Annotated in this window: 13 protein-coding genes; 5 read left to right on the top strand and 8 right to left on the bottom strand. The window is 65.5% G+C overall.

Going from position 1 to position 13,367, the window contains the following annotated elements; genetic code table 11:
- Nucleotides 1–73 precede the first annotated feature (73 nt).
- A complete protein-coding gene (locus tag BM136_RS16135) occupies nt 74–490 on the top strand; it encodes a hypothetical protein (RefSeq protein WP_092973066.1) in 417 nt (138 codons plus the stop codon).
- Nucleotides 491–575: 85 nt separating this feature from the next.
- Complete coding sequence (locus BM136_RS16130; RefSeq protein WP_092973064.1) at nt 576–2,780, top strand: TonB-dependent receptor; 2,205 nt, start codon at nt 576–578, stop codon at nt 2,778–2,780.
- Nucleotides 2,781–2,834: 54 nt separating this feature from the next.
- On the opposite strand, the gene BM136_RS16125 is transcribed toward BM136_RS16130, so the two are convergent.
- Both BM136_RS16125 and BM136_RS16120 read right to left on the bottom strand, forming a co-directional pair.
- Nucleotides 2,835–3,467, bottom strand: coding sequence for a hypothetical protein (locus BM136_RS16125; protein ID WP_092973062.1), 633 nt, complete (start codon nt 3,465–3,467; stop codon nt 2,835–2,837).
- 132 nt (nt 3,468–3,599) lie between these two features.
- Nucleotides 3,600–4,187 (bottom strand): hypothetical protein, encoded by a 588-nt coding sequence (locus BM136_RS16120; protein ID WP_092973059.1) that lies wholly within the window; start codon nt 4,185–4,187, stop codon nt 3,600–3,602.
- 171 nt (nt 4,188–4,358) lie between these two features.
- On the opposite strand from BM136_RS16120, the gene BM136_RS16115 reads away from it, so the two are divergent.
- Nucleotides 4,359–4,664, top strand: coding sequence for a hypothetical protein (locus BM136_RS16115; protein WP_092973057.1), 306 nt, complete (start codon nt 4,359–4,361; stop codon nt 4,662–4,664).
- Between the two features lie 760 nt (nt 4,665–5,424).
- Nucleotides 5,425–6,888, top strand: a complete 1,464-nt coding sequence (locus BM136_RS16100; RefSeq protein ID WP_092973051.1) for an aminotransferase-like domain-containing protein — start codon at nt 5,425–5,427, stop codon at nt 6,886–6,888.
- 9 nt (nt 6,889–6,897) lie between these two features.
- Here the strand turns inward: BM136_RS16100 and BM136_RS16095 are convergent, their stop codons facing one another.
- The 4 genes from BM136_RS16095 to BM136_RS16080 are packed head-to-tail and all read right to left on the bottom strand — an operon-like array spanning nt 6,898 to nt 10,701.
- The gene (locus tag BM136_RS16095; RefSeq protein WP_092973049.1) at nt 6,898–7,566 is read right to left on the bottom strand and encodes a PqiC family protein; all 669 of its coding nucleotides are present in this window, start codon (nt 7,564–7,566) and stop codon (nt 6,898–6,900) included.
- Nucleotides 7,563–9,206, bottom strand: a complete 1,644-nt coding sequence (locus BM136_RS16090) for a PqiB family protein (protein WP_092973047.1) — start codon at nt 9,204–9,206, stop codon at nt 7,563–7,565. The genes BM136_RS16095 and BM136_RS16090 overlap by 4 nt, the downstream gene beginning before the upstream one ends.
- Nucleotides 9,203–9,940: a paraquat-inducible protein A gene (locus BM136_RS16085; RefSeq protein WP_092973045.1), complete on the bottom strand. Its 738-nt coding sequence runs from the start codon at nt 9,938–9,940 to the stop codon at nt 9,203–9,205. Before BM136_RS16085 ends, BM136_RS16090 begins: the two co-directional genes overlap by 4 nt.
- Nucleotides 9,937–10,701: a paraquat-inducible protein A gene (locus BM136_RS16080; RefSeq protein WP_254775687.1), complete on the bottom strand. Its 765-nt coding sequence runs from the start codon at nt 10,699–10,701 to the stop codon at nt 9,937–9,939. Before BM136_RS16080 ends, BM136_RS16085 begins: the two co-directional genes overlap by 4 nt.
- A gap of 251 nt (nt 10,702–10,952) precedes the next feature.
- On the opposite strand from BM136_RS16080, the gene BM136_RS16075 reads away from it, so the two are divergent.
- Nucleotides 10,953–11,438, top strand: coding sequence for a hypothetical protein (locus BM136_RS16075; protein ID WP_092973043.1), 486 nt, complete (start codon nt 10,953–10,955; stop codon nt 11,436–11,438).
- A gap of 23 nt (nt 11,439–11,461) precedes the next feature.
- On the opposite strand, the gene fghA is transcribed toward BM136_RS16075, so the two are convergent.
- Nucleotides 11,462–12,325: an S-formylglutathione hydrolase gene (gene fghA / locus BM136_RS16070; RefSeq protein ID WP_092973041.1), complete on the bottom strand. Its 864-nt coding sequence runs from the start codon at nt 12,323–12,325 to the stop codon at nt 11,462–11,464.
- 22 nt (nt 12,326–12,347) lie between these two features.
- Nucleotides 12,348–13,367 (bottom strand): S-(hydroxymethyl)glutathione dehydrogenase/class III alcohol dehydrogenase (locus tag BM136_RS16065; protein WP_092973039.1); only part of this gene is annotated, 1,020 nt, incomplete at its 5' end.

Genomic DNA, 13,367 nt, shown 5'->3' with positions numbered 1-13,367 from the left:
CCCTCCACCTGACGGATTGCTGAATCAGGCGGCTGGTGTCAGAATTCGCAACTTAGTTGCATTGGGGCGCGCAATGTCGGGTGACATTGCGCGCCAGCACCTGCGCCCGACTTTGCGTTCCTTCCGCTCCTCCTTCTTCCATCTGCGTTGGCTGGCTTGCCTGCTGACCGTGTTCCTGCTGTTTGGTCAGCAGGGCGCGCTGCGGCATGCGCTGTCGCATTGGAGCGAACTGAGCGAAGGGACTGCGGCCGTATTCAACACTGCCGCCACGGCCAAGCCTGCCGGCGCCGAGCGCAGCCAGCCCGCGCAGGAGCACGCCGCGTGCTTGCAGTGCGCTGCCTATGCCGCGCTGGCGGCTGCCTTGCCGATGTTGGTGGCGCTGCGCCTGGCGCATACGCGACGCTGGCACTTTCCGCGAATCGGCTTTCATGCTGGCGCCCCGGTCTTTCCGGTGGCCGTCTGCTCGCGCGATCCTCCATTCCGCCTTTGATCCTGCATTGCCCGTCTGCTCGCGCGTTGTGTTGACGCATGCGCGAGCCGCTGCTTAACGCATCCGCTCGATTCAAAGGTCTTTCATGATTCCGTTCCAGCCCCGCAAGCTGGTGACGGCGCTTGCCGCCGTCTTGCCATCTATCGCCTCGGTATCCGCTCTGGCTCAGGAAGCCGCGACGCCGGCCTCCCCACCCGCCACGCCCACCACGATGGCGCCCGCTGCACAGCCCAAGCCGGCCGCCACCAACGTGCGCGACCTCAGCGAAACGCGCGTCACGGCCAAGCGGCTAGACGCTGCACGCAATGCGCTGTCGCCGGACACCGGCAGTTCGGTCTACAAGTTCGATACCGATGACATCGCCCGCCTGCCGCTGGGCGATGCTACGCCTCTCAACCAGGTGCTGCTGCAGGCGCCGGGCGTGGTGCAGGATTCGTATGGGCAATTGCACGTGCGCGGGGACCACTCGAACCTCCAGTACCGCATCAATGGCGTGATCGTCCCTGAGCCGATCAGCGGTTTCGGGCAGATGCTCGATACGCGCTTCGCCAACCAGATCAATGTGCTGACCGGCGCGTTGCCGGCGCAGTACGGTTACCGCACGGCCGGCATCGTCGATATCACGACCAAGGGTGCCTCCGCCGACGAGGATGGCGAGCCCAAGGCATTTGGCGGCGAGATCGGCACCGTGCTGGGCAGCAATGCCACGCATGAGGTCAACGCGCAGATCCAGGGCACGAAAGACCGCTTCAGCTATTACCTCTCGGGCGTGTTTGCCGAGAACAACCTCGGCATTGAAAACCCCACGGGCAACCGCAACGCCACGCACGATCACACTACGCAGAACAAGTCGTTCGGCATGCTGTCGTACCTGCTTGATAACGATAGCCGCGTGAGCTTCATGTTCGGCACGTCGAACGGCCGTTTCCAGATCCCGACGCGCCCCGGCCTGACGCCGCAATTCACGCTCGACGGCGCAGTGCCGCCTGCCTCTGAAGCGCTTAACGCCAATCAACGTGAGAAGACCGACTTCCAGATCCTGACGTATCAGCAGAAGGTGTCACCCAAGCTGGACTACCAGGTGTCGGTGTTCCGCCGTGCAAGCCGTATCGACTACATGCCCGATCCGATTGGCGATCTGGTCTACAACGGCGTGGCTGCCGACATCACGCGCCGCAACGAGGCCCACGGGGTGCAGGGCGACGCAAGCTACAAGCTCACCGACAAGCACACGCTGCGTGCCGGCGTATTCGTGCAGCGCGAGCGCTACGTGGCCGACAACACCGCCAACGTGTTCGCCGCCGATAGCTCCGGCGCCCAGACCAGCACCACGCCGTTCACCATTGTCGACAACCACAGCGGCAACGGGACGACCCTGGGCGTCTACCTGCAGGACGAGTGGAAGCCTACCGACAAGCTCACTGTCAACTACGGCGCGCGCTACGACCGCGTCAACACCATCGTCAGCGAGCAGCAACTGAGCCCGCGCCTGGGCGTGACGTATGACCTGACGTCGCGCACCCGTGTGCATGCCGGCTACGCGCGCTACTTCACGCCGCCGCCCACGGAGAAGTTCGATACCACGTCGGTGCAGGCCTTTGCCGGTACGACCAATGCGCTGCCGTCCGACGCCAACACGGCCGTCAAGTCGGAGCGTTCGAACTACTTTGACCTGGGGGTTTCGCACCAGCTCACGCCGCATCTGACGCTGGGTCTGGATGCGTATTACCGCGACGTGCGCCATCTGCAAGACGAAGGGCAGTTCGGCAATGCGCTGCTGTATTCGGCGTTCAACTACGAGCGTGGCCGGATCTACGGGCTGGAAGGCAGCGCGAACTATCGCAACGGCAACTTCGGGGCGTACCTGAACCTGGCCGTGTCGCGCGCGCAGGGCAAGGGCATCGAGACCGGCCAGTTCAACTTTGGTGCCGACGAGCTGGCCTACATCAACAACCATTGGGTCAACCTTGATCACGACCAGCGCCTGACTGCGTCGGCCGGCGTGTCGTATCGGTATTCCGGCACCACCTATACGAGCGATGTGCTGTTCGGTACGGGCTTGCGCAACGGCTTCGCCAATACCGAGCACCTGCCGGCCTACTGGCAGATGAACGTGGGCGCCGCACGCGACTTCAACCTGCCGACCCTGGGCAAGTTCAAGACGCGTCTGACCGTGCTGAATATCTTCGACCGGAGCTACCAGTTGCGCGACGGCACGGGCATCGGCGTAGGCGCACCGCAGTTTGCGCCGCGCCGCACGTTCCTCTTGTCGGTCAGCAAGCCGTTCTAAGCAAATCGGGCCAGCGCATGAGGCTGGCCCGATTCTTCTTCCGTCACATCGTCATCACATCGGCGGGACCATGCCGTCCTTGCCGACCAGCACGCGCTGCGCGACCAGCGTGCCTTGCGCATCGGCGCGCACGAACATGACAACGTGCGCGCCGGCCTTCAGGTCATCGCGCCGACCCGGCTCGAAGGTGACGATCGGTACTTGCGGCGGCACCACGATGCGCTGCTCGCCATCCTTGTATTTGACCGACAGCGTGCGGCCCTGAGCCCCGGTAACGGCGCCTGCCTGTTCGACGGTGCCGTTGGTCATGCTGCTGTTTGGGCCCATGTCGTAGGCGCGGTGGCCGTCGCCGGTGCCGCGCATGGCTTCCGGAAACACGTGGACTTCGAGCGCACGCAATGTGCCGTCCGGCTGCTTGACTGCCGCCGTGCCGATATAGCTGCCGGCGCGAATGGCCGACGGTTCAATCGGCGCGACCTGGGTGACGTTGAGGTCCACCGGCAGCGTCACAGTGGCCTTGTTGCCGGAGGCATCGGTCACATCGACAGCCGTGCTGTGGACGGCATTGATGGTGGCGCGCACCCGCGTGGGCGCAGCGGTACTTTGCGCGGACGCGGCCAGCGGGAAGAGCGCTGTCACGACGGTGACAACTGCAGCGGTACGGGCTGAGAGACGTAGTCGGGTCATTGGGTAGGGGACGTGAAGTTCGCTCAAGGTGAGCCGGACGGCCGGCGCAACTCACATGGGCTGCGAGGGCGGTTCACCAGTCTAGACCGGACCGCGCTGGCGTGCAGGCGCGGTCCGTTCATCCGATGCGGCTTAGCCGCGATGCTGGCCCGGCACGCGCTTACCCTTGTACGTCGGGCGGCTGCGGCGCATGTTGTCAGACCAATCCGTGCCGCCACCGGTGGGCGAGTGCACCGGTACATCGCGGCTGCCGGGCTCCGGGTCGATTGGCGCTTCGTCCAGGTCGACCGCATCCGGAGCATCAGCGTCGTCGTTTTCACCGGCGAGGCCCGTGGCGTGTTCAAAATCCTCGTCGTCGATGGGTGTGTCGACTTCGGGATGGTTTATGTCGTGTATGGCGTCAGGCATCAGGTCGCTGCCTTCGCGTATGACGGGTTCGTGCCCGGCCGCGCGACGCTCGCCGGTCCCGGTGGAATCGGTGTCGCTGTCGAGGTTCACATCTCCCAGGTCTGCGCCGGCCGTGCGGTTGGCTGCATTGCCGTGCGGGTGCACGGCGGGATCCTCGTCAAATCGATCTTCAACGTCGCTCCCCAGGCCCGGGCCGCCGACCACGTCGCTGCCCGAGTCCGAACTGTCGGAGGGGCCGAGTGCGTCGGTTCCGTGACCTTTGCCGGTCTGTGCAGGGGCTTCACCGGTGCGATACAGGTTGCTGGTTGCCATGTGGTTTCTCCATGCGTGCTTGTGCGCCAACGCGCGACACTGCACGTGCAGCAAGGTGGATACCTGCGCCGGGCGCCGCAGGCGTTCGCCTGCGCACTGGTGCGGCGGCACGCAGGTTGCGACGCAATTCGCACGGGCGATTCGTCCGTAAACCGAACCAGGAGGCTGACGATGAAGCAACACGCACAGCAACCGCACAAGCCCGCCGCCCACGCGGCGGAAAAAGCGGGGGAACGAAAGAGCGAAGGCAAGAAGGGTGAGCGCAGCGACCAAGCCCGGCAAGAACGGGGTGCCGCCAAGGACCGCGCTGAATCCGACCGTGCCGAGCGCACATCAATGCAGCACGGCACGGACCGGTCGGCGAAACGTCCGATGCAGGCGCCTGCCGAGGATGGCCGCGCCGCCGCACAGGAAGGGCAATTGCCGCAGAACCAGCAGCGTCTGGGGCAGCATCAGAACAGTCGGAAGCAGCCATGACCGCCACCCAGAAGCCTCGTGGCGATGACAAAGCCAGAGCGCCTGCGGGCGACACCGCTCGGCCCGTGGCGCCGGCCATCCCAAGTGAAAGCGGCGTAGGCGAGGAAGACCCGGGTGATTTCGAAAACGCGTCTATCCGGTCGGACGACGGGAAATGCCCCGACGTGCCTCGGGACAAGCCAGACGCGCGGCGGTAACACGTCACATCGTCATTTCAGCCGCGAAAGGTCTGGCGCGGCTGAATGACGTTCGCAAGCCAACGCCATATCGCCGGCCGTGCCGGGCGTCGTGTGCCAGCGGCCACAGCCACGATGTGCACATGCGCGCCGTTGTGCCTGTCGGCATGCAGGTGCCACCACCCGGACGTTTCCACAACATGCGCGTGGCCGGTGCCAAGGGTGTGCCGCGCTGTTGCAATTGAGCGCGATGGAGGTGTCAGGTGCAAGCTGCCCTCCAGTGCTACTAGTGTGGCTCCAGCGGGGAGCCAGTGCAGGCCGGCTTGTCCGGGGCGAAGCGTCAGCCTTTCTGGTTCGGATGCGGGTGTCGTTGCAGTCATGTCGATCTCCTGAACATGGCTCCAGCGTAGGCACACGACCCTACTCTCAATAGAGACAGAACCGGCAAAGTGCGGGGCAACAGCCGTGCCTTGTGACAATCTGTTGCGGTACAGTTTGACGTTGTCTGTATCTGTTGCGGTGGCGGTCTTGCCGGCATGATGTGCTGGACCCTCCTTGCCGCCTGTCGCCGCCCCCTCGCCGCCATGTCCGTCACCGAGTTGACTTCCCCGCCCGCGCAGCCGCTATACCGGACGCTTGCCGATCATTACCTTGGCGCGATCCGCAGCGGAGTGCTGGCACCGGGTGAGCGCATGCCGTCGGTGCGCATGCTGATGCGCACGCACGCGGTGAGTCTCTCGACTGCGCTGCAGGTGTGCCGGCATCTGGAGACGGAAGGCTGGCTCGAGGCGCGCGAACGCTCGGGCTACTTCGTGCGCCAGCCGCGCCGCGCCTTGCTCGCACCGGTCAAGGAGCCCGAAGTCTCCACGCCCGATCCTGCCGCCTACGTGGGCGTGCATGCGCGCGTGTCGGCCATCGTGGCGCGTGGGCAGCAGGCCGCGGTGCACGTCGATCTGTCGGGGGCAAGCGGGGCGGCCGCGCTGTACCCGGCGGCGGCGCTCAACCGGATTGCCTCGCAGGTGCTGCGGCGGTATCCGCTGCTGCTGACGCAGTCGGTCATTCCAAACGGCCATCCCGAATTGCAGACGGCCGTGGCGCGCCGTGCGCTCGATATGGGCGTGCGGGTTGCCCCAGACGACGTGATCGTCACCCACGGCTGTATCGAGGCGGTGAACCTGGCCCTGCGCGCGGTGGCGCAGCCAGGCGATACGGTGGCAGTGGAATCGCCCACCTACTACGGGCTGCTGCAGGTGCTGGAAAGCCTGGGCATGCGCGCGGTGGAAATTCCTACCAGCCCTCGCACCGGCATGTCGCTCGAAGCGCTGGAGATGGCGGTGCAGGCCTATGGAAATATCCGCGCCGTGGTGGTGGTGCCCAACCTGCAGAATCCGCTCGGCAGCATCATGCCGGACTCGGCCAAGCGCCGGATGGCGGCTTTTTGCGACGCTAATCGCATCGCCCTCATTGAAGACGATACCTACAGCGCACTGGGCGACAGTCCCACGCCGCTCAAGGCCCTCAAGGCGTGGGACCGCACAGGCAACGTCATCTATTGCGCGTCATTGAGCAAGGTGCTGGCACCCGGCCTGCGCCTGGGCTGGATGGCGGCCGGCCGCTGGCAGGGCCGCGTGCAGATGCTGAAGTTTGCGCAGTCGCGGCCTAACGATTCGTGGTCGCAGGTGCTGGCGGGGCGCTTTATCGCGTCGGGGGCGTATGACCGGCACCTGCGCACGCTGCGCCAGACGTTGCGCGAGCAGCGCGAACGCATGGCCGAATCGATTGCGGGATGCTTTCCCGCCGGCACGCGGTTGTCGGTGCCCTCGGGCGGGCTGGCGATGTGGGTGGAACTGCCCGCCAACGTGTCGTCGGTGGAACTGTTCGATGCGGCGCTGGCGCAGGGCATCCGGATTGCACCGGGGACAATGTTCTCGAACCTGAACCGCTTCGATCATTACTTCCGCATCTGCTTCGGGCTGCCGCCTTCGGCCAACCTTGAAGCGGCGCTTGCCACGCTCGGCCGGCTCACGCAGGAACTGGCCGAGCGCTGATCGATCGACCTACCGGCACCACGCCGGCACAGCGGAAGGCGATTCAAGACCCTGCACGCTCTGCGCAATCTGTTGCGACCACTGCTGCACGAGGCGTTGCGTGGAGGACACCACCGCATTGACGCCTGCGTTCGCATCCGTACCGGCAGGTTGCGCATTCACGGGCATGGCCAGCGTCGTCTGGCAGGTGAGCGCGACGGGGCTCGCGCCTTGGGTGGCCGCATCGCGCGATACGCGCCACGTCACCAGTGCCGTCACGCCCTGGCCGGGCCGCGCGTCATAGCTGCGCATTTCGGCGCCGATGCGGAAGAGCGGCACGCCTGCCGGCGCGGCGGCACTTCCCACGTCAACCGCAGACAGCGTCGTCGCCAGGTTCGCAGACAGCGCATCGCGCAGTTCCGAACCGAACGGCGCGGCCCAGCGTTGCTGCTCAAGCGCCACCACTTCGCTGTCGGACGTACGCAGCACGATCTGCGGCTTGTCCAGGCGATCGGGTACCCGCACACCCGAGAGGCGGAAGGCGCGCTGGAAACGGCCGGTATCCGTTGTTTCGGGGCGCACTGACAGCGTATGCAACGTCGGCTCGGGCGAAGCGCACGCGCCAACCAGCAGCGCCACGGCAGCGGCGCCGGCCAGGCGAAGAGAAGAAGACAGCATCGTCGTTTGCATCGGCATCATTGCGCGTCCTTTGCCTTGCCGCGGATCAGCGCTTCCGGGTGGCGGTCCAGATAATCGGTCAGCACGCGCACGGACGCGGCGGCCTTGGCCACTTGTTCCAGCGTGTCGCGCGCGTTGCGTTGCAGCGGGGCATCGTCGGAGAAGACCTGGCGCGCAGAATCGAGCGTGCGGCGCGCCTCGGCCAGCGTTTCCTTCATCTGCGGGGCGAGGTCGCTGTTGACCGTCTTGGCCAGTTGCTCGGTCTGCTTGAGCGTGGCGTCGAGCGTCGTCAGCGTGCGGTGGACATCCTGTCCGATCTGCTCGAACGGTACCTTGTTGAGCTTCTTGACGATGCCGGCGATCTGCGCCTCGATGTCGTCGGTGGGATTGTCTGCGGTCGGGAACACATACGCGCCGTCACGATCGCGCATGCCGAAGCGCGGCGGGGTCTTGTCGCGTTCGGCCGCGTCGATGAAGTCGAGATTCACGAACTGCTGGCCCGTCAGCAGGCTCGCGCTCTTCAACTGTGCGCGCATGCCATTCTTCACCAGCACGTCGAACTGCGTGCGGACGTCTTCGGCGGCGTGCTGCGGGTTGTCGTCGCGGATGTCCATGCCGAAGCGCGTGGGGTACAGCGTGGCCGTCACGGGCAGCACGAACTCGTGGCGCTTCTTGCTGTAGTGGATGCCGATCGACTTGATCTCGCCCACGTTGATGCCCTTGAACTCCACCGGTGCGCCCACGTTGAGGCCCCGCAGCGAGCGGTGGAAGTACATCACCACGGTCTGCGAGAGGTGTTCCGGGTCCTTCAGCGCCGCGGTTTCGTTGCGCACGAGCTGGAACTCGGCGTCGGAGGCGGCCGGCTGGTGATCGGCTTCTTCGGGCGTCTGGAACGCGATGCCGCCAAGCGCCACGGTCAGCAGCGATTGCGTATCGACCTTCAACCCGCTGGCGTCGAGCTTCAGGTCGATGCCGCTGGCATTCCAGAACCGCGTGCCGCGTGCCACAAACTTGTCGAACGGCGCGTTGACGAAGATGTGCAACGTCACGCCCTTGCCGTCGGTGTCGATGTCATACGCGGTGACCTGGCCCACGCGCACGCGGCGGAAATACACCGGCGCACCGATATCGAGCGAGCCCAGGTCGGGCGCGTGCAGGGTGAACTGCTTGCCGGGTGCATCAGCGGAGATCGCCGGCGGTGTGTCGAGGCCTTTGAAGCTGGATTTCTTCTCCTGCGAGCGGCCGCCATCCACGCCGATGTACGCCCCGGAGAGCAGCGTGCCGAGCCCCGAGATGCTGCCGGCTGCAACGCGCGGGCGCACCACCCAGAAGCGCGTATCCGACGCGGCGAACGCCTTGCCGTCATGGGTGAGTTCGATCAGTACCACGGCACCCGACCGGTCGTCGGTGAGGCCCACTGCCTTGACCACGCCAATATCGACACTCTTGAACTTCACGCGCGTCTTGCCTGCTTCGATGCCCTCGGCCGAGCTGAATGTAACGGTCACTTGCGCGCCGCGCGCCAGGATCACGCGCGCCATGAGCGTGGCGCCCACCATCAGCGCTACGATCGGCACCAGCCAGATCAGTGAGGGCAGCCAGCGCTTGCGCTTCGTGCGGCGCGGCGCGGGAATGTTTTCGTTATCGACGGGGTCGGTCATACATCGGTCTCTTCGGGATCGGGCTCGTCGATGACGTCCCAGATCAGGCGGGGATCAAAACAGCGGGCGGCGAACATGGTCAGCACCACCACGGCGGCAAAAGGGCCGACACCAGGGCCGGGTTTGATGATGGCCAGCGTCGACAGATGCACAAGCCCTGCGAGCAGCGTCACCACAAACACATCGAGCATCGACCACCGGCCGATGATCTCGACCAGCGCATACAGGCGCGTGCGCAGTCGCGGATTCCAGCGCCAGCGTTGCTGCACCGAGAGGCACAGCACCGCCAGGATGCCGAGCTTGGCCAACGGCACCAGAAAGCTTGCGATGAACACGATGATGGCCAGGTGCCACGAGCCTGACGTCCAGAGATAGACGATCCCGCTCATGATGGTGTCCTGCTGCGTGCCGAGCAGGGTGTCGGTAATCATCACGGGCAGCAGGTTGGCGGGCAGGTACATGGCGGCAGCCGCAAGCAGGAGTGCCCAGCAGCGCGCCAGGCTGTCGGGCTTGCGCACGTGCATGGGCGACATGCAGCGCGGGCAGACCGGCGCTGCGATGGTCTCGTCAGGTGCGTCTTCGTGCGTGAGCACCGCTTGGGTGGCGGCCGACGCGTGGGGCATGCGCGCCAGCAGGCCGCAGCGCTCGCATGTCACCAGGCCTTGTGCGGCGGCCCGCAGCGGGCGAGCCTCTTGAGCCGGCTGGGCCGGTGCAGGGGTGGTGACGCTGTTCATGGGCGGTCCTCGCCGGGGCGGGCGGCGGCGTCCATGCCGGTGGGGGCGTCGACTTCCGAACCCGGTGGCAGCGTCAACCCAATCTCGCGCCAGAACGGTCGCAGGTCGATCGACAACGCCACAGTCAGGAACACGGTGAGCGCGGCAAACGCCCACAAGCCCGCATCGGCTTCAAGCGACACCATGCGCGCCACTTTGATGAGCGCCACCACTACGCCCAGCATGAAGATCTCGACCATCGCCCACGGGCGGATCAGCGCTGCGGTGCGCAGCACCAGCGCCGCGGCCGGATGCTGCCGCCCACGCAATCGCGCAATGAGCAGCGGCGCCAGCACTGACATGTACATCAGCGGGAAGAAGACCGTGGTGAGTGCCACCAGTACGGCAGCGAAGAGCATGTCGTAGTCGTACAGCGCCACGATGGCGCCCCACAGCGTGGTGGCGTGCCGGTTGCCGCCGCCGTTCATCTCGGCAATCGGGAAGATGTTGGCGACGATGTAGACGATGAGGCCCGTAAGCACCAGCGGCAGCAGTACCGAGAGCCGCTCGCTCTGGTTGCGGTACAGCTTGACGCCGCAGCGCGTGCAATGCGCTTCTTCATCCAATGCAATGACTTCGTGGCGATGCAGGGTGTCGCAGTGCTCGCATGCGATCCAGGCATCTGGATCGCCAGGAAGGGGCTGCGCGACCGGGGCGGCCTTGGCGTCGGGGGTGTCGCCCGCTGCACGCCATGACGGGGGCAGCGGGAAGGGGAGTTTCACGGTTTACAGCTCCATCGTCGGGCTGAAGGTGGGCCGGCAGCGTTGCAGACGCATGCGGCGGCGCACCGACAGTGGGGCAGGCGATTATACATACACCGTTGAATGTATAGCTGAGTGCGGGCTTCCTCATTTTGACGCACGGTCACAAGCAAATATCCCGCCAATCGGCACACTCGATATTGCATGGCGTGACGGCGGAACGGGCCTTGCTGACGTGGAAGGGCACATTCCCAATCTCAAAGGAGCATTTCATGACGTATCTCCGTGCATCTTCTCTAGTCATCGCGTTGGCGTTGGCGGGCGGTACCGCAGCGGCGTATGCCCAAACGGGGGCAGCCCAATCCAACAGCACGGCTGGCAGCAGCATGTCTCCGGCGGGTGGTACCGACACCGGCACAACTGCAACGGGCACGGGGGGTACCGCTGTCAACGGCAGTTCGGCCAACGGCGGTCGGGATGCCACCCGCAACCGCAACGCCACCGGCAAGCAAGGGCGGGCCGGCAATATGCGCTCGGGTTCGAGCGGTGGCTATGGCGGCAGTGCCAACGATTCAACCGGCAGTGCAACCGGCGGCGGCTCGGGTGGAGTGGGTGTAGGCGCACCAGGCACGGGCGGGTCGATGGGGGCGCCGGGCGGCGGTAGTGGCGGTGGTGCTGCGGGTTCGGGGGGCGCTGGTGCCGGTACCGGAGGCGCCGGTGGGGCGGCGGGCGGCAGTGCCGGTGGCGGCAGCCGCTAGCCTGGCCCCGCATTTACCTGCTGCTAACGCAGTTGTGCTGCGTGATGCAGCAGGTGGTCTTCGATGAAGGTCTCGATGAAGTAGTAGCCGTGGTCGTAGCCCGGGTGGCGGCGCAGTTGTACCGGCTGCCCGGCTGCAGCGCACGCGGCGGCAAAGTCATCCGGGTACAGCTGCTCTGCCAGAAATTTGTCGGCCTCGCCCTGATCGACCAGGATGCCGCCCGGGAACGGGCAAGACGCCTGCCGCATCAACTCCGTGGCGTCGTGCGCTACCCAGGCGGTGCGATCGTCCCCGAGATACCCGGTGAACGCCTTGATGCCCCACGGGCACACCGACGGATGCGCGATGGGCGCAAACGCGGAGACCGAAGCAAAGCGTTCCCGATGACGCAAGGCCAGCGTCAACGCGCCGTGGCCGCCCATCGAATGCCCGAAGATGCCGATGCGCCCCGGCGCCACCGGAAAAGCCACGCGGGCGATGTGGTGCAGCTCGTCGGCAATGTAGCTTTCCATGCGGTAGTGCTCGCGCCACGGCGCCTGCGTGGCGTCCAGGTAGAAGCCGGCGGCGATGCCGAAATCCCAGCTGTCGGTTTCACCGGGGATGTTCGCGTCGCGAGGGCTGGTGTCGGGCGCGATGAGGATGAGGCCTTCGCGTGCTGCCACACGTTGCGCACCGGCCTTGATGGCAAACGTCTCTTCCGTGCACGTCAGACCCGCCAGATAGAACAGCGCGGGGCAGCGCGTGCCTTCCAACGCCTGCGGCGGCAGGTAGACCGAGAAGCGCATCGGCAGCCCGATCGCCGTCGAGGCATGCCGATAGAAACGCTGCACGCCACCAAAGCAGGCATGCTCGGAAAGCAGTTCAAGTGCCGGTACCGGGATCGTCATTGCGTGGCTCCATCCTCGAGATTCAATACAGCACGACCGAACGGATCGACTCACCGCGCTTCATCAGCTCGAAGCCCTCGTTGATGCGCTCCAGCGGCAGCGTGTGCGTGATGAGGTCGTCGATGTTGAGCTTGCCTTCCATGTACCAGTCGACGATCTTCGGCACGTCCGTGCGGCCACGTGCGCCACCGAAGGCGGAACCCTTCCACTCACGACCCGTCACGAGCTGGAACGGGCGCGTGCTGATCTCCGCGCCCGCCTCGGCCACGCCGATGATGATCGATTGGCCCCAGCCCTTGTGGCAGCACTCCAGCGCCTGACGCATGACCTTCGTGTTGCCGATGCATTCGAACGAGTAATCCGCGCCGCCGTCGGTGAGCTGGATGATGTGGTCGACCACGTTGTCCACATCATTCGGGTTGATGAAGTGCGTCATGCCGAATTTGCGTGCCATGGCTTCACGTGCGGGGTTCAGATCCACGCCGATGATCTTGTCTGCACCCACCATCTTCGCGCCCTGGATCACGTTCAGCCCGATGCCGCCCAGGCCGAACACGACCACGTTGGCGCCGGCTTCCACTTTGGCCGTGTAGACCACCGCGCCCACGCCCGTGGTAACGCCGCAGCCGATGTAGCAGACCTTGTCGAACGGCGCATCGGGGCGGATCTTTGCCAGTGCAATCTCCGGCACCACGATGTGATTGGCAAACGTGGACGTGCCCATGTAGTGGAACAGCGGCTTGCCGTCGAGCGAGAAACGCGACGTGCCATCCGGCATCAGGCCCTTGCCCTGCGTGGCGCGAATGGCTTGACACAGGTTCGTCTTGCGCGACAGGCAGAACTTGCACTGGCGGCATTCCGGTGTGTAAAGCGGAATCACGTGGTCGCCGGCCTTCAACGATGTGACACCTGCGCCCACCTCCAGCACGACGCCCGCGCCTTCATGGCCGAGGATCGCCGGGAAGATGCCTTCCGGGTCGGCGCCCGAGAGCGTGTAGTAATCGGTATGGCAGATGCCGGTCGCCTTGATCTCGACGAGCAC

Source organism: Ralstonia sp. NFACC01 (assembly GCF_900115545.1).
Lineage (GTDB): Bacteria > Pseudomonadota > Gammaproteobacteria > Burkholderiales > Burkholderiaceae > Ralstonia > Ralstonia mojiangensis.
The sequence above is the reverse complement of the archived record's forward strand: the minus strand, read 5'-3'. Positions and strand labels throughout refer to the sequence as shown.